Origin of the sequence: Streptomyces sp. PA03-3a (assembly GCF_033792735.1) — a bacterium.
Lineage (GTDB): Bacteria > Actinomycetota > Actinomycetes > Streptomycetales > Streptomycetaceae > Actinacidiphila.
This window is the reverse complement of sequence record NZ_JARAVM010000005.1, coordinates 1-26,172: the sequence shown is the minus strand read 5'-3', so window position 1 is coordinate 26,172 and position 26,172 is coordinate 1. Positions and strand designations below refer to the sequence as shown.

Annotated in this window: 20 protein-coding genes, 2 tRNA genes and 2 pseudogenes; 8 read left to right on the top strand and 16 right to left on the bottom strand. The window is 72.7% G+C overall.

What is annotated here, in order from left to right:
- Nucleotides 1-189: 189 nt before the first annotated feature.
- The 3 genes and pseudogenes from PV342_RS07250 to PV342_RS07240 all read left to right on the top strand — a co-directional run.
- Nucleotides 190-1,338: a ferric reductase-like transmembrane domain-containing protein gene (locus PV342_RS07250; RefSeq protein ID WP_400801526.1), complete on the top strand. Its 1,149-nt coding sequence runs from the start codon at nt 190-192 to the stop codon at nt 1,336-1,338.
- Complete coding sequence (locus PV342_RS07245; protein WP_400801524.1) at nt 1,335-2,915, top strand: NADH-ubiquinone oxidoreductase-F iron-sulfur binding region domain-containing protein; 1,581 nt, start codon at nt 1,335-1,337, stop codon at nt 2,913-2,915. Before PV342_RS07250 ends, PV342_RS07245 begins: the two co-directional genes overlap by 4 nt.
- Before the next feature lie 75 nt (nt 2,916-2,990).
- Nucleotides 2,991-3,653: pseudogene (locus PV342_RS07240) on the top strand (dienelactone hydrolase family protein); the annotation flags it as partial.
- Between the two features lie 72 nt (nt 3,654-3,725).
- On the opposite strand, the gene PV342_RS07235 reads toward PV342_RS07240, so the two are convergent.
- Nucleotides 3,726-3,798: transfer RNA gene (locus tag PV342_RS07235), tRNA-Ala, on the bottom strand.
- A 149-nt stretch (nt 3,799-3,947) separates the two neighbouring features.
- Here PV342_RS07235 and PV342_RS07230 point away from each other — a divergent pair.
- Nucleotides 3,948-5,222 (top strand): glycosyltransferase 87 family protein, encoded by a 1,275-nt coding sequence (locus tag PV342_RS07230; protein WP_400801522.1) that lies wholly within the window; start codon nt 3,948-3,950, stop codon nt 5,220-5,222.
- Nucleotides 5,223-5,392: 170 nt separating this feature from the next.
- Here PV342_RS07230 and PV342_RS07225 read toward each other — a convergent pair.
- From PV342_RS07225 to PV342_RS07200, 6 genes are all read right to left on the bottom strand, one after another.
- Nucleotides 5,393-5,465: transfer RNA gene (locus PV342_RS07225), tRNA-Ala, on the bottom strand.
- 117 nt (nt 5,466-5,582) lie between these two features.
- Complete coding sequence (locus PV342_RS07220; protein ID WP_026250536.1) at nt 5,583-6,236, bottom strand: histidine phosphatase family protein; 654 nt, start codon at nt 6,234-6,236, stop codon at nt 5,583-5,585.
- On the bottom strand, nt 6,233-6,670 hold the full coding sequence (rsfS, locus tag PV342_RS07215; RefSeq protein WP_386991136.1) for a ribosome silencing factor: 438 nt from the start codon (nt 6,668-6,670) through the stop codon (nt 6,233-6,235). Before rsfS ends, PV342_RS07220 begins: the two co-directional genes overlap by 4 nt.
- 86 nt (nt 6,671-6,756) lie before the next feature.
- Nucleotides 6,757-8,529 (bottom strand): LCP family protein, encoded by a 1,773-nt coding sequence (locus PV342_RS07210; protein ID WP_500316211.1) that lies wholly within the window; start codon nt 8,527-8,529, stop codon nt 6,757-6,759.
- A 37-nt stretch (nt 8,530-8,566) separates the two neighbouring features.
- Nucleotides 8,567-9,148, bottom strand: a complete 582-nt coding sequence (gene nadD, locus PV342_RS07205; RefSeq protein WP_018556596.1) for a nicotinate-nucleotide adenylyltransferase — start codon at nt 9,146-9,148, stop codon at nt 8,567-8,569.
- Between the two features lie 34 nt (nt 9,149-9,182).
- The gene (locus PV342_RS07200; protein WP_018556595.1) at nt 9,183-9,341 is read right to left on the bottom strand and encodes a hypothetical protein; all 159 of its coding nucleotides are present in this window, start codon (nt 9,339-9,341) and stop codon (nt 9,183-9,185) included.
- 140 nt (nt 9,342-9,481) lie between these two features.
- Between PV342_RS07200 and PV342_RS07195 the strand changes: the two genes are divergently transcribed.
- On the top strand, nt 9,482-10,603 hold the full coding sequence (locus tag PV342_RS07195) for a M48 family metallopeptidase (protein WP_361006679.1): 1,122 nt from the start codon (nt 9,482-9,484) through the stop codon (nt 10,601-10,603).
- Here PV342_RS07195 and PV342_RS07190 read toward each other — a convergent pair.
- The 5 genes from PV342_RS07190 to proB all read right to left on the bottom strand — a co-directional run bounded on the left by PV342_RS07190 (nt 10,524) and on the right by proB (nt 15,434).
- Nucleotides 10,524-11,666 (bottom strand): SCO2583 family membrane protein, encoded by a 1,143-nt coding sequence (locus tag PV342_RS07190; protein WP_500316208.1) that lies wholly within the window; start codon nt 11,664-11,666, stop codon nt 10,524-10,526. The two genes, PV342_RS07195 and PV342_RS07190, sit on opposite strands and share 80 nt — an antisense overlap.
- Nucleotides 11,667-11,731: 65 nt before the next feature.
- Nucleotides 11,732-12,220, bottom strand: coding sequence for an SCO2584 family spore wall biosynthesis protein (locus PV342_RS07185; protein WP_329187914.1), 489 nt, complete (start codon nt 12,218-12,220; stop codon nt 11,732-11,734).
- 71 nt (nt 12,221-12,291) lie between these two features.
- Nucleotides 12,292-13,617 (bottom strand): glutamate-5-semialdehyde dehydrogenase, encoded by a 1,326-nt coding sequence (locus tag PV342_RS07180; RefSeq protein ID WP_500316207.1) that lies wholly within the window; start codon nt 13,615-13,617, stop codon nt 12,292-12,294.
- Nucleotides 13,618-13,707: 90 nt separating this feature from the next.
- On the bottom strand, nt 13,708-14,154 hold the full coding sequence (locus PV342_RS07175; RefSeq protein WP_026250532.1) for a DUF8830 family protein: 447 nt from the start codon (nt 14,152-14,154) through the stop codon (nt 13,708-13,710).
- Between the two features lie 125 nt (nt 14,155-14,279).
- Complete coding sequence (gene proB, locus PV342_RS07170; RefSeq protein WP_500316205.1) at nt 14,280-15,434, bottom strand: glutamate 5-kinase; 1,155 nt, start codon at nt 15,432-15,434, stop codon at nt 14,280-14,282.
- A 340-nt stretch (nt 15,435-15,774) separates the two neighbouring features.
- Here proB and PV342_RS07165 point away from each other — a divergent pair, with 340 nt between their 5' ends.
- Both PV342_RS07165 and PV342_RS07160 read left to right on the top strand, forming a co-directional pair.
- The gene (locus PV342_RS07165) at nt 15,775-17,808 is read left to right on the top strand and encodes a hypothetical protein (RefSeq protein ID WP_500316203.1); all 2,034 of its coding nucleotides are present in this window, start codon (nt 15,775-15,777) and stop codon (nt 17,806-17,808) included.
- A 466-nt stretch (nt 17,809-18,274) separates the two neighbouring features.
- Entirely contained in the window at nt 18,275-19,411 is a 1,137-nt protein-coding gene (locus PV342_RS07160; RefSeq protein ID WP_400801507.1) for a CDP-alcohol phosphatidyltransferase family protein, read from the top strand.
- A 77-nt stretch (nt 19,412-19,488) separates the two neighbouring features.
- Here the strand turns inward: PV342_RS07160 and obgE are convergent, their stop codons facing one another.
- The 4 genes from obgE to PV342_RS07140 form a co-directional block, all read right to left on the bottom strand.
- Nucleotides 19,489-20,928, bottom strand: coding sequence for a GTPase ObgE (gene obgE / locus PV342_RS07155; protein WP_018556586.1), 1,440 nt, complete (start codon nt 20,926-20,928; stop codon nt 19,489-19,491).
- A 114-nt stretch (nt 20,929-21,042) separates the two neighbouring features.
- A complete protein-coding gene (rpmA, locus tag PV342_RS07150) occupies nt 21,043-21,297 on the bottom strand; it encodes a 50S ribosomal protein L27 (RefSeq protein ID WP_018556585.1) in 255 nt (84 codons plus the stop codon).
- 14 nt (nt 21,298-21,311) lie between these two features.
- Nucleotides 21,312-21,632 (bottom strand): 50S ribosomal protein L21, encoded by a 321-nt coding sequence (rplU, locus tag PV342_RS07145; RefSeq protein WP_018556584.1) that lies wholly within the window; start codon nt 21,630-21,632, stop codon nt 21,312-21,314.
- A gap of 233 nt (nt 21,633-21,865) precedes the next feature.
- Nucleotides 21,866-25,543, bottom strand: coding sequence for an Rne/Rng family ribonuclease (locus PV342_RS07140; RefSeq protein WP_500316199.1), 3,678 nt, complete (start codon nt 25,541-25,543; stop codon nt 21,866-21,868).
- Nucleotides 25,544-25,663: 120 nt separating this feature from the next.
- Here PV342_RS07140 and PV342_RS07135 point away from each other — a divergent pair.
- Nucleotides 25,664-26,140, top strand: a pseudogene (locus PV342_RS07135) (DUF3344 domain-containing protein); the annotation flags it as partial.
- Nucleotides 26,141-26,172: the final 32 nt, after the last annotated feature.

Genomic DNA, 26,172 nt, shown 5'->3' with positions numbered 1-26,172 from the left:
GCAATTGGGAGGGCGATCCGATCCGGAATGCGGACATATGGTGACGGAGATCGGACGCTGCAAGGAGGAGCCGATCATCATTGCCGAACGGAGCCCGAACAAACCAACGTTAGCAGTTCGTAATGATCCTCATCCCGGGTTGTCGAAAGACGATCGTTCTGACCACCCGTAGGGGTTAGCGTCTGCCCCATGCGCACCAACCGACAGTCCCCGGACGGTCGCCGGACCCCCCCGATACCGGCGAGCGACATCCTGTCCGGGGCCCTTCGCGCCGCACGGTCGCCCCGCGCCTGGGCGATCGCCGGCACCGCCGCCGCCTTGCTCGTCCTCGCCGTCACCGCGGGGCCGTACCTGCGGGCGTTCCTGGACTTCGGCGCCGGCGTCCTCACCCTCGTCTCCCTGAGCTGCACCGTCATCTGGGGCCTGGTGTCCACCGACACCGTCTTCCTCGGGCCCCGCGAACGTCTGCTCACCCAGGGCATCCACCGCGGTCTGGGTGTCGCCGCGATCGGGTTTTTGATCCTGCACGTGACCACGAAGGTCGTCGAGGTTCGGGTCACCACCGCCGGCGCCTTCCTCCCCCTCGGCGTGACCGGCCGGGACGGGCTCATCGCCCTCGGCGTGCTCGCCGCCTACCTGATGATCCTCGCCGCCGCCACGGGCGCCATGCGCAGCGTCTTCGCCGCCAACCGCCACCCCGTGCGGTGGCGCATCCTGCACAGCACCGCCTACGCCTCCTGGTGCATGGCGCTGATCCACGGCCTGCAGTCCGGGCGTTCGGCCAAGTCGTGGATCGTCGTGGCCTACGGGATCTGCCTGGTGGGTGTCGCCATCGGCCTGATCTACCGCCTCCGCAGGACCCGCGGCGAGGCGCTCTTCCCCGAGACCCGGGAACGCTCCGCCTCCTTCCGCAAGCTCGGCGGCGAACGGGCCGCGTCCCGCGGCGGCTCGGGCGGCCGCCGGCGCGCCGTACCGCGCGAGGAGACGGGGCCCAGCCTGGCCAGCGCCTACAGCCAGCCGCTGCCGCCGCTGCCCAACTTCCCCACCGCCCAGCAGTACACGGCTGTCCCTCCCCCGCCCCCGGACCGTACCCTCGGCCTGGATCCCGCGGCCGCCACGATGCAGATGCCGCAGGTACCCGCCGGACCCCAGGCGACGTACCCGCAGCAACCGCAGGTGCCGTACCAGCAGCCCCAGCAGACCGGCTGGGAGGGCACCCCCGCCTGGGGCACGCCGATGCAGGGCGGCGCACAGGACGTGGATCCCCTGGGGGCCGACCGGCTCCAGCCGATCGCCTGGCAGCAGTCCACGCCCGGCCCCTATGAAGGACAGCGATGAGCGTTCCCGCCATACCGGACCGGTCACCCGCCCCTCGTTCGGGGGCGGGTGATGTGCTCCCCGACGTGCGTACCGTCGGGCTGCCCCGGATCACCGCGGGTTTCGACGAGGTGGAGCGCCTGGACCGGGTGACCCATCTGAACGTGCACGGCTCCATGCCCAGCCTGACCGAGGGCGAACTGCTCGACCTCGCCGAGCTGATGGGGCTGCGCGGCCGCGGCGGCGCGGGTTTCCCCTTCTACAGGAAGCTCAAGGCCGTCGGTGAGGCCGCGCGCCGGCGCGGCACCCCGACCGCCGTGATGGTCAACGGCTGCGAGGGCGAACCGGCCTGCCGCAAGGACGCGGTCATCCTGCGCCGCGCCCCGCACCTGATGCTGGACGGCGCCCTGCTGTGCGCCGAGATCCTCGGCGCGCGCGAACTGGTCATCAGCGTCACACGCGACACCAACGAGCAGTCCGTGCGCGACGCCCTGGCCGAACGCGGCCTCGGCACCAAGCGCGGCCGCCAGTTGAGGGCCCGGATCGTGCGCATGCCGGAGCGCTTCGTGTCGGGCGAGTCCTCGGGCATCATCTCGGCGGCCAACGGCGGCCTCCCCCTGCCGCCCGGCAAGAAGGTGAGCGCGAGCGAGTCCGGTCTCGGCGGGATGCCGACGCTCTTCTCCAACACCGAGACCTTCACCCAACTGGCCGTCGGCGCCCGGATGGGAGCGATCCGCTTCGGCTCCGCGGGCGCTCCCGGCGAGCCCGGCACCGCCATGCTGACCGTCTCCGGCTCGGTGCCGCGGCAGACGGTCGTGGAGACCCCCACCGGTGTCCCCATGTCGTACATCCTGCAGATGTGCGGTGGGAACCCGGGGCAGGGCGTGCTCGTCGGCGGCTACCACGGCGCCTGGATCGACCCCAGCGTGGCCTCGATGGTGACGATAGCCCGGGAGAGCCTGGAGGCCCACAAGGCCACTCTGGGCGCCGGCGCCCTGCTGCCGCTGGACCCGGGACTGTGCCCGCTCGGCGAGTCGCTGCTGGTCGCCCAGTGGCTGGCCGCCGAGACGGCCGGCCAGTGCGGGCCGTGCCGCCTCGGACTGCCCCGTATGGCGGGGCTGCTCCAGGACGTGCTCAACGGCGGTGGACAGGCGGCGCTGGAGCAGCTGCGGCAGACCGCGGTGGCGGTCAAGGGGCGCGGCGTGTGCAAGCACCCCGACGGCTCGATGCGCTTTGTGATGTCCAGCATCAACACCTTCACCGACGATCTCGCCGCCCACGTCCTCGGCGGCGGCTGCGGCCGTCCCACGGTGGGCGTGCTGCCGCTGCTGAAGTCCGACCCCCCGGCGCCGCGCGGCGGCTCCTCGGGCGCCGCGGCCGCGGCACCCAGCAACAAGCGGCTGAACGTCGACTGGACGCTGTGCAAGGGCCACGGCCTGTGCGCCGGTGTGCTGCCGGAGATCGTACGGCTGGACCGGGACGGCTACCCCGACATCGCCGGCACGCCCGTACCGCCGCACCTGGACGCCGCCGCGCAGCGCGCGGTGGCCCGCTGCCCGGCGCTGGCGCTGCGCATGGAGGAGGGCGGCCGCCGCTGACCGCGGACGCACCAGGGGCCCGGCACCACACGGTGCCGGGCCCCTCGTGCGCCTGCCCCAGGCTTCGCCGCCTTCGAGGCCGTACCGGAGAACCCCTCCGGCCTCGGGGTCGTCGTCCTGCCCGATGTGCGCGGGCTCTACCGCTTCTCCATCGAGCTGGCCCGGCGCTTCGCCGAGCACGGCCATCACGCCGTGGTCGTGGACTACTACGGCCGCACCGCCGGGGCCGGCGAGCGGGGCCCGGCCTTCCCGGTGGACGAGCACATGGCGCGGCTCACCCCGCGCGGCCTGTACGACGACCTCTCCGCGGCGGTGGCGCACCTGCGCTCCCCCGAGGGCGGCGCACTGCACCGGATCGTCACCGCGGGCTTCTGCATCGGGGGCCGTCTGGCCGTCCTCGCGGGCACGAAGAGGGCGGGCCACGGCCTCGCCGGGACCGTGGGCTTCTACTGCTGGCCCGCCCCCGGACCGGACGGCTCCCCCGGGCCCACCCAGCGGGCGGGCGAGCTGACCGCCCCGGTACTCGCGCTGATGGCGGGGGACGACCCCGGCATCCCGCCGGAGCGCGTCCACGCCTTCGAGCACGCCCTCGCCGAGGCGGGGGTCGAGCACGAGGTGGTCACCTACCCGGGCGCCCCGCACAGCTTCTTCGACGTGAAGCAGGACGACCACGCCGAGGCCTCGGCCGACGCCTGGCGCAGGGTGCTGGCCTTCGCCGGGCGCGCGGCGGCCGGCTGAGGGGGCCGCCGCGGAACGCCAAGAGCCCGTCCGATCGAGGCGATCGGACGGGCTCCCGTCACACTGTGGAAGTGGAGCTACGGGGATTCGAACCCCGGACCTCTTGCATGCCATGCAAGCGCTCTACCAACTGAGCTATAGCCCCGCGATGTCGTTCTCCCGGGTTCCCCCGGCGACCTGGCATACATTACACGGCCATGGGGGCGGTTCGCCAAATCCATTCCTGGCCGCCCCGACAGGGCGCCCGGTACTGTCGGCTGGCCCCCTCCCCGACCGAGACTGGAGCAGCCCTCAGTGACCGCGACACAGCCCAGGGCCGCCGCCGGGAACGCGCCCCGGGGCCTGCCGGTACGGCGGGCCACCCTCGTCGCGGCACTCGTCTGCCTGGTCTCCTTCGCGGCCTTCTGGGCCGCCCAACGGGCCGCGCACGTCTCGATGATCGACCTCACCGTCTACCGGGCCGAGGGCTGGACGGTGCGCAACGGCGGGGACCTCTACGCGATGCGCGTCACCCACGCCCAGCTGCCCAACACCTACCCGCCGTTCGCCGCCCTGCTCTTCACGCCGCTGACGCTGCTGGGCACCGGCGCCTGCCGGGTCGCGGCGACCCTGCTCAACCTGGGCCTGCTGGTGGCGCTCGCCCATCTGTCGCTCCGGCTGGCGGGACCGCCGCGGCGGCTCCCGCCGGCGGCGGCCGCGCTCGCCGTGGCGGCGGCGGCCGTGTGGTGCGAACCGGTGTGGACGACGCTGCGGTACGGGCAGATCAACCTGCTGCTCGCGGTGCTGGTGCTGTGGGACCTCACCCGCCGCGGGAGCCGAACGGCGGGGATCGGCGTCGGCATCGCCGCGGGGATCAAGCTGACCCCGCTGCTGTTCGTGCTCTTCCTGGCGATCGGCGGGGCGGTGGCCGCCTGGCGCCGGCGCGAGAAGTGGAACGCGTGGCTACGGCAGGCGGCCGTGGCCTTCGTCACCTTCGCCGCGACCGCGGGCCTTTCCGCGCTCGTGCTGCCGCGTGACTCGAGGCGGTTCTGGACCGGGGCCGTCTTCGCCGCCGACCGCGCCGGCAACGGGGAGGACACCGCCAACCAGTCGCTGCGGGGCGTCCTCGCCCGCGCCCTGCACACCGGCGACCCGGGCGGCGTGTGGCTCCTCGCGGCCGTCCTCGTGGCCGCCGCGGGCCTGGCCGTCGCCGCGGCACACCTGGCCTCCGGGGAGCACGCCTGGGCGGTGCTGTCCTGTGCGGTGACGGGGCTCCTCGTCAGCCCGGTCTCGTGGTCGCACCACTGGGTCTGGGCCGTCCCCCTGCTCGTGTTCCTCGCCGGACGTGCCCCGCGCGGCCGCCGGCCCGCGCTGCGCTGGGGCGGCGCCGCGCTGTTCGGCCTGCTCTTCTGCTCGTACGCGCTGTGGCTCACGCCGCACGGGGACGGGGTCGCGCGTCCCGAACTCCACCAGTCGGCGGCCCAGATGGCCTTGTCCGCGGTCTACCCGGCTGCCGGGGCGGCGTTCCTGTGCCTCGCGGCGGCCGCCGCGTGGCGCGGGCGGGGGGACCGCGCCACGGAACCCGCCTGAACGGCGCCCGGGCCGCCGGCTCCGGGCCACCCCAACAGGGCCGTGGGCGGGGCCGGTTCGTCCTGCCCCCGCTGCCGGAGCCCGCGGCAAAAGGGACCGGTCTCGGAAACGGCCGGGCGAAACGCGAGGATCCCGCCTCCCCTGAGGAGAGACGGGATCCGGTGCATTTGTGGAGCTACGGGGATTCGAACCCCGGACCTCTTGCATGCCATGCAAGCGCTCTACCAACTGAGCTATAGCCCCGCTGTCCTCGGGCTTTTCCGCCCGGCGAACGAGAAGAAGCTTAGCCGGTCGGGGCCGGATTCCTGAAATCGGCCGCGGACCGGCCGCGGACCGGCCCCGCCCGGGCCCGCGCGGCCGTCAGTCGTCGTCGCCGAGCACCGGCTCGGGCAGGGTCCCGGCATTGTGCTCCAGCAGCCGCCAGCCGCGGGCGCCCTCGCCGAGGACCGACCAGCAGGTGTTGGACAACCCGCCGAGCGCCTCCCAGCTGCGCGGGTCCAGCCCGAGCAGCCGGCCGATGGTGGTGCGGATGGCGCCACCGTGGCTGACGACCACCAGCACACCGCCGTCGGGCAGCTTGTCGGCCGCCGCGAGCACCACCGGGGCGGCCCGTTCGGCGACCTCGGTCTCCAGTTCGCCGCCGCCGCGCCGCACGGGCTCGCCGCGCTTCCAGGCCGCGTACTCCTCGCCGAACCGCTGGGTGATCTCCTCGTGGGTCAGACCCTGCCAGACACCCGCGTAGGTCTCCCGCAGCCCCTCGTCGTAGGAGATGTCCAGGCCCGTGACGGCGGCCAGCTCGGCGGCGGTGTCGGCGGCGCGCTGCAGGTCGGAGGAGACGATCGCGTCCGGTTCCAGCGCGGCCAGCAGACGTGCGGCCCGCTTGGCCTGGGCGACGCCGGTGGAGGTCAGCGGGATGTCCGTGGAGCCCTGGAAGCGGCCCTCGACGTTCCAGGAGGTCTGGCCGTGCCGCCAGAAGACGACGCGGCGACCGCGACCGCGGTGGTGCCCGTTCAGATCAGCTCTCCGTCCTCGTCGGCGGCCGCGGTGGCGCGGGCGTGCTCGTCGGCCTTGCCGCGGGTGGCGACTGCGTCCTTGGGCAGCTCGAGCTCGGGGCAGTCCTTCCACAGCCGCTCCAGCGCGTAGAAGACCCGCTCCTCCGCGTGCTGGACGTGCACCACGATGTCGATGTAGTCGAGCAGCACCCAACGGCCGTCGCGCTCGCCCTCACGACGCACCGGCTTGACGCCGAGCTCGTTCTGCAGCCGCTCCTCGACCTCGTCGACGATGGCCTTCACCTGGCGGTCGTTGGGCGCCGAGGCCAGCAGGAACGCGTCGGTGATGGAGAGGACGTCGCTGACGTCGTAGGCGATGATGTCGTGCGCGAGCTTGTCGGCTGCCGCCTGCGCGGCGGTCTGGATGAGCTCGATGGAGCGGTCCGTGGCGGTCACTGGTGCGGCTTTCCGGTCGGGGACGTTCGTACGTCCAGGGTCTCACGGACCGTCCTCGGTCCCCGACCGGTTATGCGCCGCCCAGGTCAGACTCTCTTCGGCGGGCTGTAGTCCTGACCCAGGACGACCGTGATGTCCGCGTTGGAGGCGACGTCGCCCTTCTTGGCGGCCTTGGCGGACAGGCCCAGCGTCTTGGCCAGTTCCTCCGCGTTCGCCTTCTGGTCGGCTTCGGCGTACAGCACCTGCGAGGTCGCCTGGGTGTCCGCGGCGGCGCCGGAGACGAAGGTGTAGCCGCCGCCGACGATCTGCACCTGGGCCTCGCCGGTGTTGGCGGCGACGCCGGTGGCGTTGCGCAGGGTGACCCGGGGGATGCCCTCGGAGTCGGTGTTGGTGACGGTGCCGCCGAGCACCTTCTTCACCACGTCCTCGGTGGCCTTCTCGCTCAGCGTTCCGTCGGGCTCCACCGGCAGCGTCTCGGTGGTGTAGTCGCCGCCCTTGGCCTCCTCGGACAGCGCCGCGAGGCTGCTGCCGAGGTCCTTCTCGGTCAGCGGCGGCTCGATGACCTGGTTGAGCCCCTCGACGGTCTTGGTCGCCAGGTCGGGGTCGCTGTACATCTTCTTGAGCACGGCCTGGACGACCTGCCCGAAACGGGCGAGCTGCTTGTCGGGCCCCTCGCCCGGCCCCCGGTGGATGGCGTACGCGACGGCGGCCTGGCCGCCGAGCTCCTGCTGCTTGCCGGGCTTGACGAGGGTCTTGTCGCCCTTCTTCTTTCCGGCCTTCACCGTGGCGTCGGTGTCGACGAGGACGCCGCCGAGGGACTCCACGAGGTTGTCCAGGTAGGGGGTGTCCAGCCGCCAGGTGCCGCTGATCTTGGTGCCGAGCAGGCCTTCCAGCGCCTCACGCGTGGGGGCGGAACCGTTCTCCACGACGGACTTCCCGAGCGTGGTGCTGCCGTCGTCGCCGCTCACGGCGAGCGAGTTCGGCAGCAGGACGGTGGTGCCCTTCTTGGTGGTCGAGTTGCTGACCAGCAGCGCGGTCGAGGTCTCCTCGCTGCCGACCGGGCGCAGGTGCAGCACGATGACGTCGCGCTTCTGGCCGCCCGCGGCCTGCTGGGCGGTCCCGGAGTCCCCGCCGAGGCCAGGGATCTTGCCGGCCTTCCACAGGTAGCCGACGCCGCCGACGGCGGCCAGCGCCAGGACGACGACCGCGGCGACCACGCGGTTGCGGCCGCGGCGCCTGGCCTCCTCGCGGCGCTCGGTGCGCGACTCGGTGAACTTCAGCCAGTCGATGACCTCTTCCGACTCCTCCGTGTCCTCGTCGACGAAGGAGAACTGGCCGGTGTGGAAACCGTCCTCGCCCGAAGGCGCGCGGCCGGGGGCGGCGGGGGCGGCGGGCCGGGCCGGCGGCTCCTCGTACGCGGGCCGCCGCTGGGCCGGAGGGGCCTGCTGCGGTGCCCGCGGCGGCGCCGGGGGCTGCTGCCCGTACTGCTGCTCCTCGTAGTACGGCTCCTGGTACTGCGGCTGCTGCGGGATCCACCCCTGGTACTGCTGTGTCTGCTGGGGCTGTTGCGCCTGCTGCGACTGCTGGGGGTGCTGCTGCGGCTGCTGGTACTGCTGCTGCTCCTGCGGGTAGTACGGCTGGCCGGTGTAGCCCTGCTGACCCTGCTGCTGGGCCTGCTGCCCCTGGTAGGCCTGCTGTTGGCCGGTCTGCTGGGCGTACGGGTCGTACTGCCCGTGCTCGCGGCCGTAACCGTTTGCGTAGTCGCCCTGCTGCTGTGTGTAGGGGTCCTCTCCGTAGGGGTCCTGACCGCCCTGCTCGGGTGTTCCCTCGGCGTATTGCCATCGGGGGTAGTCGTTCACTGGGGACCCCTCCAGTTGCCGATCAGCCGCTGATCACTTACCGGTACAGCCTGCGTTTGTCGATGTAGCGCACGACGCCGTCGGGCACGAGATACCAGACCGGCTCCCCCTTGGCCACCCGCTGACGGCAGTCGGTCGAGGAGATGGCCAGGGCGGGCACCTCCACCAGGGAGACCCCGCCGGCCGGGAAGCCGGGGTCGGAAAGGGTGTGCCCGGGGCGGGTGACGCCGATGAAGTGCGCCAGGGAGAACAGCTCCTCGGCCTTGCGCCAGGAGAAGATCTGGGCCAGCGCGTCCGCCCCGGTGATGAAGAACAGCTCCGCCTCGGGGTGCTCGGCCCGCAGGTCGCGGAGCGTGTCGATGGTGTACGTGCGGCCGCCGCGCTCGATGTCACTGCGGCTGACCGAGAACTGCGGGTTCGACGCGGTGGCGATCACCGTCATCAGGTAGCGGTCCTCGGCCGCCGACACCTTCTGGGTGCTCTTCTGCCAGGGCTGGCCGGTGGGCACGAAGACCACCTCGTCCAGCCGGAAAAGGTGCGCCACCTCGCTGGCCGCCACGAGGTGGCCATGATGGACGGGATCGAACGTCCCACCCATCACACCGATTCGCTTCTTCATGCGGATAGACCCTACCCGCATCACCTGATCGAGCTCAGCGGTCGCGGTTGAAGCGCGTGGTGATGAAGAGCAGGAGCAGCAGCGCGAACAGCGCGCCGCCGCCGGTGAGGTACGGGCTCAGGCTCTCGTGGTTGCCGCCGCCCTCGCCCTCGGCGAGCGTGGTCAGAACGGCGGCGGTCGCGTAGGAGGTCATTCGGCGTCCCTTGGTGGCTTCGGGTCTGTCGACGGGCGGAGGACTCGGGCAACATCGTACGGGCGGTCCGGGCGGAACTTCGCGGTGGCTCCGCGCGTCCTCACTACGTACCCAACGGGCGAGCAGGGGGGCGGGGACATATGTCCGGTCCGAACGATTCGAGCGGTGCGAACGGCGGCGGAAAGGGAGGGCAGCGGCTGCCCGGACGCAACCGCCGGCGTTTCGAGGGGATCTCCTCGCGCGCGTACGAACACCCTGCGGACCGCTCCGCGCTGGTGGCGCTGCGCAAGCTGAGCGGCTTCGACACCGTCTTCAAGGCGCTCAGCGGCCTGCTGCCGGAGCGCTCGCTGCGGCTGCTGTTCCTCTCGGACTCGGTGCGCGTGAGCGACCAGCAGTTCGCCCACCTCAACGACATGCTGCGGGACGCCTGCTACATCCTCGACCTGCCCAAGGTCCCGCCGATGTACGTCACGCAGGACCCGCGGCCCAACGCGATGTGCATCGGCCTGGACGAGCCGATCATCGTCGTCACCACCGGGCTCGTGGAGCTGCTGGACGAGGAGGAGATGCGGGCCGTCGTGGGCCACGAGGTCGGCCACGCGCTGTCCGGCCACGCCGTCTACCGCACGATCCTGCTCTTCCTGACCAACCTGGCGCTGCGGGTCGCGTGGATACCGCTCGGCAACCTCGCGATCATGGCGATCGTCACCGCGCTGCGCGAGTGGTTCCGCAAGTCGGAGCTCTCCGCGGACCGGGCCGGGCTCCTGGTCGGCCAGGACCTGCAGGCGTCCATGCGCGGTCTGATGAAGATCGCCGGCGGCAACCACCTGCACGAGATGAACGTGGACGCCTTCCTGAAGCAGGCCGAGGAGTACGAGGAGTCCGGCGACCTGCGCGACTCCGTGCTGAAGATCCTCAACGTCCTACCGCGCAGCCACCCCTTCACCACCGTGCGCGCCGCGGAGCTGAAGAAGTGGGCCGCGAGCCGCGACCACCAGCGCATCATGGACGGCCACTACCCGCGGCGCGGCGAGGACAAGGACACCTCGGTCTACGACTCGTTCAAGGAATCCGCGAGCCACTACGCCGAAACGGTGAAGACGAGCAAGGACCCGCTCATGAAGCTGCTCTCCGACATCGGGTCGGGGGCCGGCGACATCGGCGGCCGGCTGCGCGACCGCTTCACCGGGACGCCGGGCTCGGGCCCGGATTCCCCGGGGCGCCCGCCGAAGGACTCGCAGGACCCGCCGCCGGAGAGCTGATCCCCGGACCGGCCGCCGGGGCCGGGGCGAGCACCCCGCACACCGAGCTGATCTCGTGGCGGTGGTCGTGGGGGTCGACCCCGGGCTGCACCGGCGGCCGCTGCCCGGCCAGCAGCGGCAGGAAGTGCGCCACGGGCGCGCCCACGCAGGACAGGGGGCCGGCCTCGACGGCGGCCTGCAGCAGCTCCACGTGCTTGTCGCGCAGGTCCGCACGGTCGAAGCGCAGCCGCAGCTCGCGCCGCACGGTGAACAGCGAGGCCTGGCCGCTGTCCCCGGCCGCGGCCTGCACGGCGTAGACCAGGGTGTGGTCGGTGACGACCTCCAGGGCCTCCTCCCGCACCTCGGCCACGGTCATGGTGCCGCGCACCCTCACCTCGTCGTCGGCGAGGGCGACCCGGCCGGGGTCGAAGCGCACCAACCAGCCGGTCGCCGCGTGGCGCCCGTCGTCGGCGGGGCGCTCCAGGCTGTGGTCGAACTGGTCGAGCTGGCCGGGGTCGAGCATGGTGCGCACCGTACGGACGTCCCCGCCGGTCAGGGCACCGGGATCGACGGAGGAGGCGACCAGGTACTCCTTGGCGGAGACCAGCGCCTGCATGACCTGGCTCTCGCTGAAGTGCGCGGTGCGCCGGGCCGGTGGCAGCGCGTAGCCGTCCCCGCCGGCCCGGTAGTGCTCGGCGCGCTGCCCGGCGAAGGGCCGGGCGCGGTCCACAGCGGCTACGGCGGCCGTGGGGGCGAGCGGCAGCAGGGTGATCCGCAGCGGCTCCGCCACGGGAGGGGCGGGCGGGTCGTAGGGGTTGCGTATACCCAGGTAGACGGCGGTGCCGAAGGCGACGGCGATCAGGAGGACGAGGACCAGCGCCTGCCGCGGGGCGCCGCCGCGGGCCCAGAGGCGGCGGGTGCGCACCGAGCGTGCCGATCCGTCCAGCCGCTCCCGCGCGGAGAACTCCTGTATCCGGGCAGCGCGCACGAACGACTCGTCGAAGACGACGGATCGGTACTCGTCCTCACCACCTCCCGGGGAGCCCTCGGGGTTCCCCTCCGGTGGGTCTCCAGGCCCGGCCATACAACAAGCGTAGGTCTGTCAGGGCCCTTTAAAACGTCCTGGTACGAGACAAGTTCGGGCGGCACTCAGGGGCTGTGGCTGACCGCCACCGGGGGGAGCGACGGGGCCCCGATCCGGCCCGTGGGGGAGGGCGGGACGGAGGGCTGGCGGCCCCCACCGGCACCCCGGTAGACCGCCGCGAACGTCAGTGCGACGACGCCGATGCCCATCACCACGGCGAGCACCCAGGCCACCGTCCGGTGCCAGCGCCCGTTGCTCCGGTAGGGGCTGCGCTGGGAGTAGAGGTCCTCGTACTCCTCGTCCTCCGTCGAGCGCCCGGAGTCCTCCTGGTCGTACGGGGCGGCGCCGTCCTCCGCGCCCAGGACACGGGGGCGGGACGCCTCGGCCTCGGCCTGTGCCGTGGCGGCGGCGAGCATGCGCTCGTGGGCGCTGGGTTCGTGGAAGGCCGCCGCCCGTATGAAGGCCTCGTCGAGCACCACGGACGCGAATTCGTCATCCGCGCCACCGTGGTCCTCGCCGTCCGGGAACGGCTTGCCCCCCAGTTCGTCCGGCACCCGTCCAGAATAGGGCCGATGACGCGGATTGGGCAGGCCGCCGGGAAACTCTCTCCGTCCGCCGCCGCCGGTCAGCCGCGTACGTGACCGTCCCCGGTGAACACGTACTTGGTCGAGGTCAGCTCCGGCAGACCCATGGGGCCGCGGGCGTGCAGCTTCTGGGTGGAGATGCCGATCTCCGCGCCGAAGCCGAACTGGCCGCCGTCGGTGAACCGGGTCGACGCGTTGACGGCGACGGCCGCGGAATCCACCAACTGGGTGAATCGGCGGGCGGCCGGCTGCGAGGTGGTGACGATGGCCTCGGTGTGCCCGGACGACCACAGCCGGATGTGCTGCACGGCGGCGTCCAGCGAGTCCACCACGGCGGCGGCGATGTCGCTGCTCAGGTACTCGGTCTCCCAGTCCTCCGCGGTGGCCGGGACGACGGTGGCCCTGGTGCCGCACTCGCCGGCCAGTTCCCGCACCCGGTCGTCGGCGTGCACGGTGACCCCGGCCTCGGCCAGCGCGTCCAGGGCGCGCGGCAGGAAGTCGGCGGCGATGTCCCGGTGCACCAGCAGCGTCTCCGCCGCGTTGCACACGCTCGGGCGCTGGGCCTTGGAGTTGAGCAGGACCGAGACGGCCATGTCGAGGTCGGCCTGCGCGTCCACGTACACATGGCAGTTGCCGGTGCCGGTCTCGATCACCGGGACGATGGACTCCTCGACCACCGTCTTGATGAGGGAGGCGCCCCCGCGCGGGATGAGGACGTCGACCATGCCGCGGGCACGCATCAGCTCGCGCACCGACTCCCGGCTCTCCCCCGGCACCAACTGCACGGCGTCGGCGGGCAGTCCGGCGCCGCCGACCGCGTCGCGCACCACCGTCACCAGCGCGGAGTTGGAGTGCAGGGCGGAGGAGGAGCCGCGCAGCAGCACCGCGTTGCCGGACTTCAGGCACAGCGAGGCCGCGTCCACGGTGACGTTGGGCCGGGCCTCGTAGATGATGCCGACCACGCCCAGCGGCACCCGGATCTGGCGCAGGTCCAGCCCGTTGGGCAGCGTCGAGCCGCGTACCACCTCGCCGACCGGGTCGGGCAGGCCGGCCACGTCCCGCACGTCGGAGGCGATGGCCCGGACCCGCTCGGGGGTCAGCGTCAGCCGGTCCACGATCGACTCGCCGGTCCCCGCCTCGCGGGCGCGGGCGACGTCCTCGGCGTTGGCCTCGACGATCTCCCGCGTGCGGACGACCAGCGCGTCGGCGATGGCCAGCAGCGCGTCGTCCTTCACCGAGCGCGGCAGCGGCGCGAGGTCGGCGGCGGCCGAGCGGGCGCGGTAGGCGGCCTGCAGCACCGGGCTCTTCGGCCACGGCGAGGGCAGGGAGGCGGCGAGGTCGTCGTTGCTGTGGCTGCGGCTGCTCATAGCCGCCAGGGTACGGCGTGGGCGCCGTGCGACGGGGCGGCTTTCCGGGGGGTGAGACCCGTGCGGCGCACGGCGCGCAGGCCCCTCGGTTCAGTAGGGGTGCACTCCGACGGGTGCCGCCGGGGGCGGCCCGTAGCCCTCCGCGAGGCGCTGGTGGTAGGTCTCGCGGTCGATGACCTCCAGGCCGACCGTCTCCCAGGGCGGCAGATTGGCGGAGGAGCGGTGCTCGCCCCACAGCCGCAGCGCGATGGCGGCGGCGTCGTGCAGGTCGCGGGCCTCCTCCCAGTACCGGATCTCGGCGTGGTCGGCCGCGTACCGGCTGGTGAGCAGGAAGGGATGGTCGTTGGCGAGTTGTTCCAGAGCGCGCCGGACCTCGGCGAGCGGGGCCTCGGGCCCGGAGACGCTGAGCGTCACGTGCCAGAGCCGGGACACGGGGCGCTCCCGCGCCGGCCGGGCGGTGTCGTCGCTCGTCACACTCACCAGTGTCCGCTCCGCCGTCCCTCGGGACGACGATGCCCCCGGGCGCCCTCGTCTCACCGGCGGCCTCCCTGTCGTCCCTGTCGTCACGTCCTTGGCCGGATTCCGTGCTCCGCCCTCAAAGTCCAGCAGCCCTGGAGCGGCCGCGGGGCGGTTTTCACGAAGTAACCACGAAGGAGTCCGCCTCAGTGGTGCAGCAGTACGAGGTCGTCCCGGTGCACGACCTCGCGCTCGTAGGCGGGGCCGAGCTCCCGTGCCAGCTCGCGGGTGGAGCGTCCGAGCAGCCGCGGCAGTTCCTTGGCGTCGAAGTTCACCAGCCCGCGCGCGACGGCGTGGCCGGAGGTGTCGCGCAGTTCCACCGGGTCGCCGGCGGCGAAGTGGCCCTCGACGGCCGCGATGCCCGCCGGCAGCAGCGAGGTGCGGCGCTTGACGACCGCCTGCACGGCGCCGTCGTCCAGGATGAGCGCGCCGAGCGGGGCGGAGGCGTGGGCCAGCCACAGCAGCCGGTCGGCGGAGCGCTTGCCCGTGGCGTGGAAGAGGGTGCCCGTACGCCGGCCGGCCAGGGCGTCCGCGGCCCGCGAGGCGGAGGTGAGCACGACGGGGATGCCGGCGCCGGCGGCGATCCGGGCGGCCTCGACCTTGGTCACCATGCCCCCGGTGCCGACGCCGGCCTTGCCCGCGCTGCCGATGGAGACGCCCTCCAGGTCCTGCGGCCCGCGGACCTCCTCGATGCGCGAGGTGCCCGGGAGGGCGGGGGCGCCGTCGTAGAGGCCGTCGACGTCGGAGAGCAGGACGAGCAGATCGGCGCGGACCAGGTGGGCGACGAGGGCGGCGAGGCGGTCGTTGTCGCCGAACCGGATCTCGTCGGTGGCCACCGTGTCGTTCTCGTTGACGATCGGCATGGCGCCCATGGCGAGCAGCTTGTCCAGCGTGCGGTAGGCATTGCGGTAGTGCGCCCGGCGGCTCATGTCGTCGGAGGTGAGGAGCACCTGGCCGACCCGTACGCCGTACCGGGCGAAGGAGGCCGTGTAGCGGGCGACGAGCAGGCCCTGGCCGACGCTGGCGGCGGCCTGCTGCCTGGCCAGGTCCCGCGGCCGCCGGGCCAGCCCGAGCGGCGCCAGGCCCGCGGCGATCGCACCGGAGGAGACCAGGACGACCTCCTTGACGGCCGCGCCCTCCTGCGCCGCGCCCTCCTGGGTTCCGCACGCCTTGGCCAGGACGTCCACGAGGGCGTCCACCCGGTCGGCGTCCAGGCCGCCGGCCGCCGTCGTCAGCGAACTCGACCCGACCTTGACCACGACCCGCCGGGCCTCCGCCACGTCCTGCCTCGCGCTCGCCACGTCCGTCCCTTTCCTCTCCCGGGTTCGCAATCTACGGCAGAGGAGCGGCCCGGTGCCGCCTGCATCCACCCAGCGGACGGACCCGAAGTACCGGCTTTACGGGACCAAGGACCCAAAGGGCGGGGCGGGAAATTCGCATAGCATGAGCCTTTGCCGCCTAAGCACTCAAACCGCATGCGGGCGGTCCATGCGGTCAAGAGGAGCCATTCGCTTGTGATATCTCACACGGGACGGTGCCGGAACGGCTTCCGTCACCCGGCCATCAGACCTCCTGTGCAGGGCAGTTGCACGGCCGTTCGAGCCAAAAGACCTCATCCTTTTGAATGGTAGGTTGCCCGCTGTGAAACGCACCATGGAGACCAGGACGGAGACCATCCATTTCGCGCTGCTGCTGCTGCAGGCCTGCGCGTTGATCGCCCAGATCGTGGGTGTGGCACTCCCCGGCACAGCGCTACTGGTCGGCGCCGCGGCGATCGGCTATGCCGCCGACCTCCGCCTGCACGCCGTCAAGGGCACCCCGCCGAAGATCTTCGGCCAGTTGCAGGCCGAAGCGGTCACGCGGCAGGCGCTGCGCGACCTGCTCCTCGTGATCGGGCTGCTGCGGCTGCACGACGGGCCGTCGACGACGTTCCTCCTGCTCTGCCTCGGCGGGCTCCTCGCAGTGCACGGCGCGCACGTCGCGATTCAGGCGGGCGCCGTCCTGGTCCAGAGGGGCCGGAGACTCCCGGTCATCACACGGAACATCGACACCTCCGCCCTCACCCTGCCGTCCGCTCCACCGTCCGCGATCACCCGCCGGCCCGGACTGCGGCTGCTGCTGATCGAGCTCACCGCCGTCGCGGGGCTGTCGGTCACGGCGGCCACCGGGGACACGGTGTGGGCCCTCGCGGGCATCGCCCTCTCCGCGGTCCTGGCGGCCGTGGCCCTGGCGGTGCTCGCCGCCGCCGTCCTGCGCGGGCGGCGAGCCCCGCAGCAGGAGGAGGTCATGGAGTGGTTCGATGCGTGGCTGCGGGACTACCGGCCCACGGTCGGCATGTACTTCTCCGGCGGCAGCAGCTCCGCGTACCAGGCGAACATGTGGCTGCCCGCGCTGGCCAAGCTCGACGGCCGGCCCGTGATCGTGCTGCGTGAGCGGGGCATGGTGTCGCGGATCGGCCCCACCGACCTCCCCATCGTGTGCCTGCCGAAGGTCGCCGACCTCATGCGGCTCGACGACTCCAGCCTCAAGGTGCTGCTCCACCCGGCCAACGCGCCCAAGACCTCCCAGGTGCTGCGCATCCCGTCGATCATGCACGCCTTCGTCAACCACGGCGAGAGCGACAAGCTGTCCAGCTGCAACCCCTACGCGAAGGCCTACGACGAGGTCTGGGTGGCGGGGCCCGCCGCCCGCGAGCGCTACGCCCTCGCCGCGGTCGGTGTGGCGGACGACGACATCGTGGAGGTCGGCCGCCCCCAGCTGGCCGGCGTCGAGCGCGCCTCCGGTCCGGTGCGGGCCGGGGAGCCGGTCACGGTCCTGTACGCGCCGACCTGGGAGGGGTGGACCGACGACCCGGGCAACACCTCGATCGTCCTGGCGGGCGAGAAGCTCGTCAGCACGCTGCTCGCCGACCCCGGGGTCCGGCTCCTCTACCGCCCGCACCCCCTGACCGGGTCCGTGGACCCGCGGGCCGGCGTCGCCAACCAGCGCATCATCGAGCTCATCCAGGAAGCCAACAAGTCGCGTCGGCAGGCCGACCCGTCGCCCGAGCAGCTCGCCCTCCTGGAGCGTGCCGAGCACGAGCTCGACCGGCTCACCGCCGCCTGGTCGCTGAGCAACGCGGACGACCTGGAGCGCATGGCCGACAAGGGCCTGGCCGGGGAGATCAGCGTCACCGAGGCCATGAGGCGCGCGACTGAGGAATGGGAGGCCGTCTACTGGACGGCTCGCCCCGCGACAGAGCACCAGGTGCTCACCGCCGAGCGGCCCGGCCTCTACTCCTGCTTCAACCACTCCGACGTCCTGATCACCGACGTGTCCAGCGTGATCTCCGAGTTCATGGTGAGCGGCAAGCCCTACGCGGTCACCAACACCACGGACCTGTCGGAGGACGGCTTCCGCGAGACCTTCCCGACCGTCCGCGCCGGCGTCGTGCTGACCCCGCAGGGCAAGGGCCTCGACAGCCTGCTGCAGGTGGCACGGGGCACCGCCGAGGACACGCTCACCGCGGCACGTGAGGAGCTGCGGGAGTATCTGCTGGGCCCGGCCGCGCCGACCTCCGCGGAACGCTTCCAGGAGGCCGTGCACGCCCTCGCGGCCCGCGTGGACGAGCGGCGCGCCAAGGCCGCCCGCGGCACCGCACAGGTGGTCCCGCGGCAGCGGGCCGGCGCCCTGTGACCGGGGCGCGCTGACCCACCGAGGAGGCCTCCGGCCGGAACGACCACGTTCCGCCGGGGGCCTCCTTCTTTGTGCCTTCTGCGCGCCTTCCGCGCCTTCTTCGTGCCTGGCAGCGGCGTCGCCGTCGAGGGGGGCGACGCCGCGCCAAGGGTGTCCTCCGCCACGGCCGCCACCCGGCCCCCCGGGGGACCCGCCTCAGCGGGCCGAGCGAGAACTTCCCAGGTCCGCGCGCCCCGCCGCTTCCCGGGCGGCTCCGCGACCCCGCCCCAGACGAATGGGTCGCGGGATACCATTCGACAACTTTTTGTTTACTCTCCATTCACCCGTGCAACCATTGGGCGTCGCCGGGTGTCGTACCTGCGGTGGATGCAAGAGCCGTCCTTGACGGGCGCGCCGCCACTCCCGCCGCCATCCCCACCGCAAATCCGTTCGACATCCCCGTCTCGCCTCGAAAGGTTCCTGGTCCATGGAAATACCGCCGCTCGCGGAAGTAAGGCGCCTCACGGAGAAGAAGCGAGACGCCTGGTGGACCGTGTTCCTGGTCGATCCGGTCGCCACCCCGCTGGTGCGCTGGACGGCCAGGTGGACCCGCGTCACGCCGAACCAGATCACCTGGGGCGCCCTCGTCCTCGGCCTCGGCGCAGCGGCGTGCTTCGCGATGGCCGACTGGAAGTGGCTGATCCTCGGCGCCGTGCTCTACCACGTCAGCTTCATCCTCGACTGCATGGACGGGAAGCTCGCGCGCCTGACCGGCAACGGCTCCGAGTTCGGCGCCTGGCTCGACTACATCTTCGACCGCATCCGCGTCGTCTGCTGTGCCGCGGCCCTGATGGGCGGGCAGTTCTACCGCACCGACAAGCCCGTCTACATGTGGCTCGCCCTCGCGGTGATCTTCCTGGACGCGCTGCGCTACCTCGACGCCCTGCAGATCTTCAAGGTGCGGGCCGGGATGCGCAAGAAGATCCAGAAGCGGCTGCAGCGGGTCGAGGCGGCCAAGCCGACCGCCTTCATGGAGGACCTGCTGCGCGAGCGGGCCGAGGACGACGAGACGCAGGCCGACGCGGACGCCCAGGCCGCGGCCGAGGTGCTCGACGCCGTCGGGCCCGGCCCGCGGAACGTGCCCGCGCAGTGGACCGGCCCCGACACCGCCACGGCGAACACGGCGGCCACAACGGACGGCTCCACCGACACGGCCGAGGCGACCGAGACGGCCGACGCGGCCGACGCGGACACCCCGTCGCCCGGGCAGGCCCAGAAGCGCGTCATCGACCTCCAGCAGACCTTCAAGAAGCGCTTCGGCCCCTACGAGAAGTTCCGCGACTTCCTGATCAAGCACCGTGTGCGGCCGCACCTGATCAGCGGCATCGAGTTCCAGATGGCGGTCTTCATCATCGCCCCGCTCACCGGTGCCATCGTCGGCGTCACGATCGGCGCGGCCGTGCTGCTGCTGACCTTCGAACTCGCCATCATCTACAAGCTGTTGCTCTCCACCCGCGACTTCGAGGGCGTCATGGCGCAGCTCGAGGCGGAGATCCGGGAGCAGGAAGGCGCCGAGGAGGCCGAAGAGGAGGGCGCGACCCCGCTCCAGGCGTCCGTGAGCTGAACCGCACGGCATGAGGACGAGGGCCGGTCCCCCCGCAGATCGCGGGGGGACCGGCCCTCGTCACATGTGGCCGCGGCTCAGGACTCGAAGGGGTCGAAGCCCTCGAACTGCTGCTGGACGTCGTCCCGCTCGGCGTCGCGGTCCTTGCGGCGCTGCGCGGCGGGACGGGGCGTGTCGAAGCGGTGGTCCTCGCCACGGCGTCCGAGCATCTCGGCGCCGGCCGCCACCGACGGCTCCCAGTCGAAGACCACGGCGTCGTCCTCGGCGCCGATGACGACCTCGTCGCCCTCGCGGGCGCCGGCCTTGACCAGTTCCTCCTCGACACCGAGGCGGGCGAGCCGGTCGGCGAGGTAGCCGACGGCCTCGTCGTTGGCGAAGTCGGTCTGGCGCACCCAGCGTTCGGGCTTCTCGCCGCGGACGCGGTAGAAGCCCTCCTCCGCGGTGACGGTGAAGCCGGAGTCGTCCACGGCCTTGGGCCGGATGACGATGCGGGTGGCCTCCTGGACCGGCTGGGCGGCCCGTGCCTCGGCCACGATGCCGCCGAGGGCGTAGGACAGCTCGTTGAGGCCCTTGTGGGCCACCGCGGACACCTCGAAGACCCGGTAGCCGCGCGCCTCCAGGTCGGGGCGGACCATGTCGGCGAGGTCCTGGCCGTCGGGGATGTCCACCTTGTTGAGGACGACGATGCGCGGACGGTCCTCGAGACCGCCGTACGCGCGCAGCTCCGCCTCGATGACGTCGAGGTCGCTCAGCGGGTCGCGATCGGACTCCAGGGTGGCGGTGTCCAGGACGTGCACCAGGACGCTGCAGCGCTCGACGTGCCGCAGGAACTCCAGGCCCAGGCCCCGCCCCTCGCTGGCGCCCGGGATGAGTCCGGGGACGTCGGCGACGGTGAAGACCGTCGAACCGGCCGTGACCACGCCCAGGTTGGGGACGAGCGTGGTGAAGGGGTAGTCCGCGATCTTCGGCTTGGCGGCCGAGAGCACGGAGATGAGCGAGGACTTGCCCGCGCTCGGGTAGCCGACCAGCGCCACGTCGGCGACCGTCTTCAGCTCCAGGACGAGGTCCCGGCTCTGGCCCGGCACACCCAGCAGCGCGAAGCCCGGCGCCTTGCGGCGCGCGGAGGCCAGCGCCGCGTTGCCGAGGCCACCGCGGCCGCCCTGGCCGGCGATGAAGGTGGTGCCGTGGCCGACGAGGTCCGCGAGCACGTTGCCGCGGCTGTCCATGACGACGGTGCCGTCCGGGACGGGCAGGACCAGGTCCGTGCCGTCCTTGCCCGAACGGTTGCCGCCCTCGCCGGGCTTGCCGTTGGTGGCCTTGCGGTGCGGGTGGTGGTGGTAGTCGATGAGCGTGGTGACCGACTGGTCGACGACCAGCATCACATCACCGCCACGGCCGCCGTTGCCGCCGTCCGGGCCGCCCAGCGGCTTGAACTTCTCCCGGTGCACGGAGGCGCAGCCATGGCCTCCGCTACCCGCGGCGACGTGCAGCTCGACGCGGTCCACGAAGGTGGTCATGCGGATGTTCCTCCAGATACGTACGGGATGTCTTGGGCTTCAACGCATCGAGGGCGGACCTGCTTCCCGTCCGGGAAACAGGATCCGCCCTCGGTGAAGTCGTATCGCGGCCGATCAGGCGACCGGGACGATGTTCACGACCTTGCGACCACGGCTGGTGCCGAACTCGACCGCACCGGCGGCGAGGGCGAACAGCGTGTCGTCCTTGCCACGGCCGACGCTCGCGCCGGGGTGGAAGTGGGTGCCGCGCTGGCGGACGATGATCTCACCGGCGTTCACGACCTGGCCGCCGAAGCGCTTGACGCCGAGCCGCTGGGCATTGGAGTCGCGACCGTTCCGGGTGGACGATGCGCCCTTCTTGTGTGCCATCTCTCTTCAGTCCCTTACTTCGCAGCGGCGGGGATGCCGGTGATCTTCAGCGCCGTGTACTGCTGGCGGTGACCCTGACGACGGCGGTAGCCGGTCTTGTTCTTGTACCGCAGGATGTCGATCTTCTGGCCCTTGTGGTGGTCCACGATCTCGGCCTGGACCTTGATCCCGGCCAGCACCCACGGGTCGCTGGTGACAGCGTCGCCGTCGACGACGAGCAGCGTAGAGAGCTCGACCGCGTCACCAACCTTGCCAGTGGAAATCTTGTCAACCTCGACGATGTCGCCGACGGCCACCTTGTGCTGGCGGCCGCCGCTGCGCACGATTGCGTACACGCGGAACTCACTCTCTCGCTCGGATCGTCACTCCTGACGCCAGCCGTCCCTGCGATGCGTGGGGGGCCTCTGCCGGCCGGGGCCGGTAGGAAGGTGCTCAGGAATGGGCGCCAAAACGCCGAAGGTCAAGGTTACGGGGCGTCCCCGACCGGGTCAAACCGGCGCCTGCCCGACCCCGGACGCACCGCGGGCCGTCCCCCGGTGGGGAACGGCCCGCGGACGGTGACCCCGGGTCAGGACGCCTCGGTGGGCGCCTCGGCCGTGGCCTTGGCGGCGGCCTTCTTCGCCGGCGCCTTCTTGGCCGCGGTCTTCTTGACAGCGGTCTTCTTGGCGGCCGTCTTCTTCGCGGCGGCCTTCTTCGCCGGCGCCTTCTTCGCGGCCGTCTTGCGTGCGGCCCGCTTCTTCGGCTCCGCCTCGGCGGTCTCCGTCCCCACCGTCGCCGCCTCGGCAGCCGGGGTCTGATCCGGCTGCGCCTCGGCACCGGGGACGACCACGACCGCGGCCTCCTCGCCGGAGGACGGCGCGCCGGCGGGCGCGGACACCCGGCGCGTGGCACGGCGGCGGACCGGCGCGGCCGGCTCCTGGACCTCCGCCACGGACTCCGGCTCCGGGGCCGGTGCCGGGACGGCCGTCTCCGCCGCGGAGACCACCACGGTGGCGGCCTCACCGGCGGGCGCGCTCGGCGCGGTGGCCTTGCGGGTCGCGCGGCGCCGGCCGCGGACCGGTGCCACGGGCTCCTCCGCCGGCTCGGCCGCGCCCACGGGGACGGGCGGCTCGACGGCGGTAGCCGTCGCGGCCTCCGCCGCCTGGGGCTCGGTGACCGGCGCGGCCACCGGGACGACGGTGACGATCTCGGCCGTGGCGTCCGGCGAGCTCACCGGAGCGGTGACCCGTCGCGAGGCCCGCCGCCGGGAACGCCGGCCGACCGCCGCCTCGGCCTCCGCCGGGCTGCTGTACCACTCCTCGTCCCCGCCGACCGCGGGCACCAGCTCGGCCTCGGTGACCGCGACCGGCTCCAGCTCGGGAGCCTCCTCCGCGGCCTCCTCGGCCTCGATGACGGCGGCGGTCTCCGCGACCGCGTGCTCCTCCGCCGCGCCGCCGCGACGCCGCTTGCGCTTGCCGCCGCCCCCGGCCGCCGTGGCCTGGTCCATGTGGACGATGACACCGCGGCCGTTGCAGTGCACGCAGGTCTCGGAGAAGGACTCCAGCAGGCCCTGGCCCACCCGCTTGCGGGTCATCTGCACCAGGCCCAGCGAGGTGACCTCGGCCACCTGGTGCTTGGTGCGGTCCCGGCCCAGGCATTCCAGCAGCCTGCGCATGACGAGGTCGCGGTTGGACTCCAGCACCATGTCGATGAAGTCGATCACGATGATGCCGCCCAGGTCGCGCAGCCGCAGCTGGCGCACGATCTCCTCGGCCGCCTCCAGGTTGTTCCTGGTGACCGTCTCCTCCAGGTTGCCGCCCTGGCCGGTGAACTTGCCGGTGTTGACGTCGATGACGACCATCGCCTCGGTCCGGTCGATCACCAGCGAACCGCCGCTCGGCAGCCAGACCTTGCGGTCCAGCGCCTTCAGCAGCTGCTCGTCGATCCGGTACGTGGCGAAGACGTCGACCTCGGAGGTCCAGCGGCTCAGCCGCTCCGCCAGGTCCGGCGCGACGTGCGAGACATAGCCGTGAATGGTCTCCCAGGCGGTGTCGCCGCTGACGATGACCTTGCCGAAGTCCTCGTTGAAGATGTCGCGGACCACCCGGACGGTCATGTCCGGCTCGCCGTAGAGCAGCGACGGGGCGTTGCCGGTCTTGGCCTTCTTCTGGATGTCCTCCCACTGCGACTGCAGCCGCTCGACGTCGCGGCGCAGCTCGTCCTCGCTCGCGCCCTCGGCGGCGGTGCGCACGATGACGCCCGCGTCCTCGGGAACGATCTTCTTGAGGATCTGCTTCAGCCGGGCGCGCTCGGTGTCGGGCAGCTTGCGGCTGATGCCGGTCATCGAGCCCTCGGGCACGTAGACCAGGTAGCGGCCGGGCAGCGAGACCTGGCTGGTCAGACGCGCACCCTTGTGGCCGATCGGGTCCTTGGTGACCTGGACGAGCACCGACTGGCCGGACTTGAGGGCCGCCTCGATGCGCCGCGGGCCGTTGCCCATGCCCAGCGCCTCGAAGTTGACCTCACCGGCGTACAGGACGGCGTTGCGGCCCTTGCCGATGTCGACGAACGCGGCCTCCATGGACGGCAGCACGTTCTGGACCTTGCCCAGGTAGACGTTGCCGACGTACGAGGTGGCCTGCTCCTTGTTGACGTAGTGCTCGACGAGGACGCCGTCCTCCAGCACACCGATCTGCGTCCGGTCGCCGTTCTCGCGGACGACCATCACCCGGTCGACCGCCTCACGGCGCGCCAGGAACTCGGCCTCGGTGATGATCGGCACCCGGCGGCGGCCCTGCTCGCGGCCCTCGCGGCGCCGCTGCTTCTTGGCCTCCAGACGGGTGGAGCCCTTGATGGACTGCACCTCGTCGACCGGCTCGGACGGCTTGCGCGGCTCACGGATCTTGACGACCGTGCGCTCCGGCGCGTCCTCGCCCAGGCTCTCCTCGGCCGGACCGTCACCCCCGCGGCGGCGACGGCGGCGACGGCGGCGGCTGGTGCTGCTGCTCTCGGCGTCCTGGTCCTCGTCGTCCTCGGACTCGTCCGAGGCATCCTCGTCCTCGGACTCCTCGTCCTCGCCGGCGGTCTCGTCGCCATCGGCGGCCTCACCGCGACGACGACGACGGCCACCGCGACGGCGCCGGCGGGAGATCCGCTCGCCGCCCTCGTCCTCGTGCTCGTCGGCCTCGTGCTCCTCGGCCTCCGCCTCTTCCTCGTGGGCGGCCTCGGGCTCCTCGCCGGCCCGCTCCGCGACGGCGGTCTGCGCGACCTCCACGGCCTCCGCGGGCTCGCCACGACGACGGCGGCGGCGGCGGCGTCCGCCGGCGTACTCCTCGGCCTCGGCCTCGGGCTCCTCCGGCTCCTCCTGCTCCGCGGGCTGCACGGCGGCCTGCGCCGCCTGCGCCGCGGTGGGGGCCTGGAACACCGGCGCCTGGAACACGGCCACGGGCGGGCGCACGACACGGCGCCGGCCACGCGCGGGAGCGGCCTCGGGCTCGGGCTCGGGCTCGGGCTCGGGCGCGATCTCGGGCTGGACCTCGGCGCCCTGTGCTTCCTGCACCTCGATGACGATCGTGTCGGCGGGGACGCCGAACGCCTCCGCGACGGCCGCGACCGCGGCGACACGGGCCTGGTCGACGGTGTCGCCGTAACCGCGGATCTCGTAGGCGTCCTCGACCTCGACGGCCCAGCCGGAACCGTCGGGGACGGCCTTGGCGGTGTAGGTGCGCTGCTCCGGGGCGGCGGTCGCGGCGGCCTCGCCGCCGCCCTCGCCCCCCGCCTCCTCACGCGGCGCGAGCGCGCCCGGCTTCAGACGGCGCGAGCCGTCGTCGGCGGCGAGGAAGGAGGCGGCCGGAGCCGTGCGCCGGCGCGAACGGGTGGCCCTGGACTTCTCGGCCTGGGGCTTCTCGGACTTCCCGCGCCTCGGACGCTCGGCGGGCTCCTCCTGGAGGGCCTTCGCCGGAGCGTCGGCGGCGGCCACGGCCACGGCCGCGTCCTCCGCCGGGGCGGGCTCGGGGCTGGTCACCTTGCGCGTGGCACGGCGCCGGCCACGGGCCGGGGCAGCCGCCTGCTCGGCCTGCTCCGCCACGGGGGCGGCCTCGGCGTGCAGCGGCAGATCGGACTGGAGCTCCTTGGCCTGCGTGTCGGCGGCGGCCGCGGGGCCACCCGTCTCCTCGGCGGCCGGGGCGGGCTCGGGGCTGGTCACCTTGCGCGTGGCACGGCGCCGGCCACGGGCCGGGGCAGCCGCCTGCTCGCCCTGCTCCGCCACGGGCGTGTCGGTGGCAGGCGTCTCGGCGGCAGCCGTCTCCGCGGCGGGGGCCTCGGGGGCGGGGGCCTCGGGGGCGGTCGCCGGGGCGGCGGTCTTCCGCGTCGCCCGACGGCGGGCCGGGGCGGGGGCGGCTGGACGCTGATGGTGGCGTACGAGAACGCGGCGGAGCCGCTGCGGCACCTGGCGATGTGGGACGGGTTCGACACGCTCGCGCCGAACGGGGAGCAGCGCATCGGGTCCACCGCGATGGCGCTGCCCGAACGCGCGCGCGGGGTCGTCGGCCTGGTCGCCTACGACGGGGACCGGGGGAGCCGGGGCGATTCGCTCACCGTTTCGACCGGACGCGGTCCGGCCGTCGCGCTCGGCGACGCGGCCAACCCACGTGACGACGTACTGAATTCAACGATCAGCGAACCGGGGGCACGCATTTCGGGGCGCACACCGGCGTACTCGAACACCCTCGGATACGACTCGGATGTTCTCGAACTGGGCGATGAAATCCGGCGTGGCGGTGACCAGTTGGCCTTCCGGATCGTTTCGCAGCGGGACGCGGCTTGGGTCGGGGCGCTCTTCGTCGCCGTCGACGCCAAGCCGTGACGCGCGCCGCCCGGCGCCGCCCCTGCGCACGG

What these genes read in the sequence shown, in the direction of transcription:
- PV342_RS07195 (WP_361006679.1), top strand. Translation starts at nt 9,482, where the DNA reads ATGTCCGGTCCGAACGATTCGAGCGGTGCGAACGGCGGCGGAAAGGGA.
- PV342_RS07180 (WP_500316207.1), bottom strand. Translation starts at nt 13,617, where the DNA reads ATGAGCAGCCGCAGCCACAGCAACGACGACCTCGCCGCCTCCCTGCCC.
- rpmA (WP_018556585.1), bottom strand. Translation starts at nt 21,297, where the DNA reads ATGGCACACAAGAAGGGCGCATCGTCCACCCGGAACGGTCGCGACTCC.
- obgE (WP_018556586.1), bottom strand. Translation starts at nt 20,928, where the DNA reads ATGACCACCTTCGTGGACCGCGTCGAGCTGCACGTCGCCGCGGGTAGC.
- PV342_RS07245 (WP_400801524.1), top strand. Translation starts at nt 1,335, where the DNA reads ATGAGCGTTCCCGCCATACCGGACCGGTCACCCGCCCCTCGTTCGGGG.
- nadD (WP_018556596.1), bottom strand. Translation starts at nt 9,148, where the DNA reads ATGAAGAAGCGAATCGGTGTGATGGGTGGGACGTTCGATCCCGTCCAT.
- PV342_RS07190 (WP_500316208.1), bottom strand. Translation starts at nt 11,666, where the DNA reads ATGGCCGGGCCTGGAGACCCACCGGAGGGGAACCCCGAGGGCTCCCCG.
- PV342_RS07160 (WP_400801507.1), top strand. Translation starts at nt 18,275, where the DNA reads ATGGAAATACCGCCGCTCGCGGAAGTAAGGCGCCTCACGGAGAAGAAG.
- PV342_RS07200 (WP_018556595.1), bottom strand. Translation starts at nt 9,341, where the DNA reads ATGACCTCCTACGCGACCGCCGCCGTTCTGACCACGCTCGCCGAGGGC.
- PV342_RS07250 (WP_400801526.1), top strand. Translation starts at nt 190, where the DNA reads ATGCGCACCAACCGACAGTCCCCGGACGGTCGCCGGACCCCCCCGATA.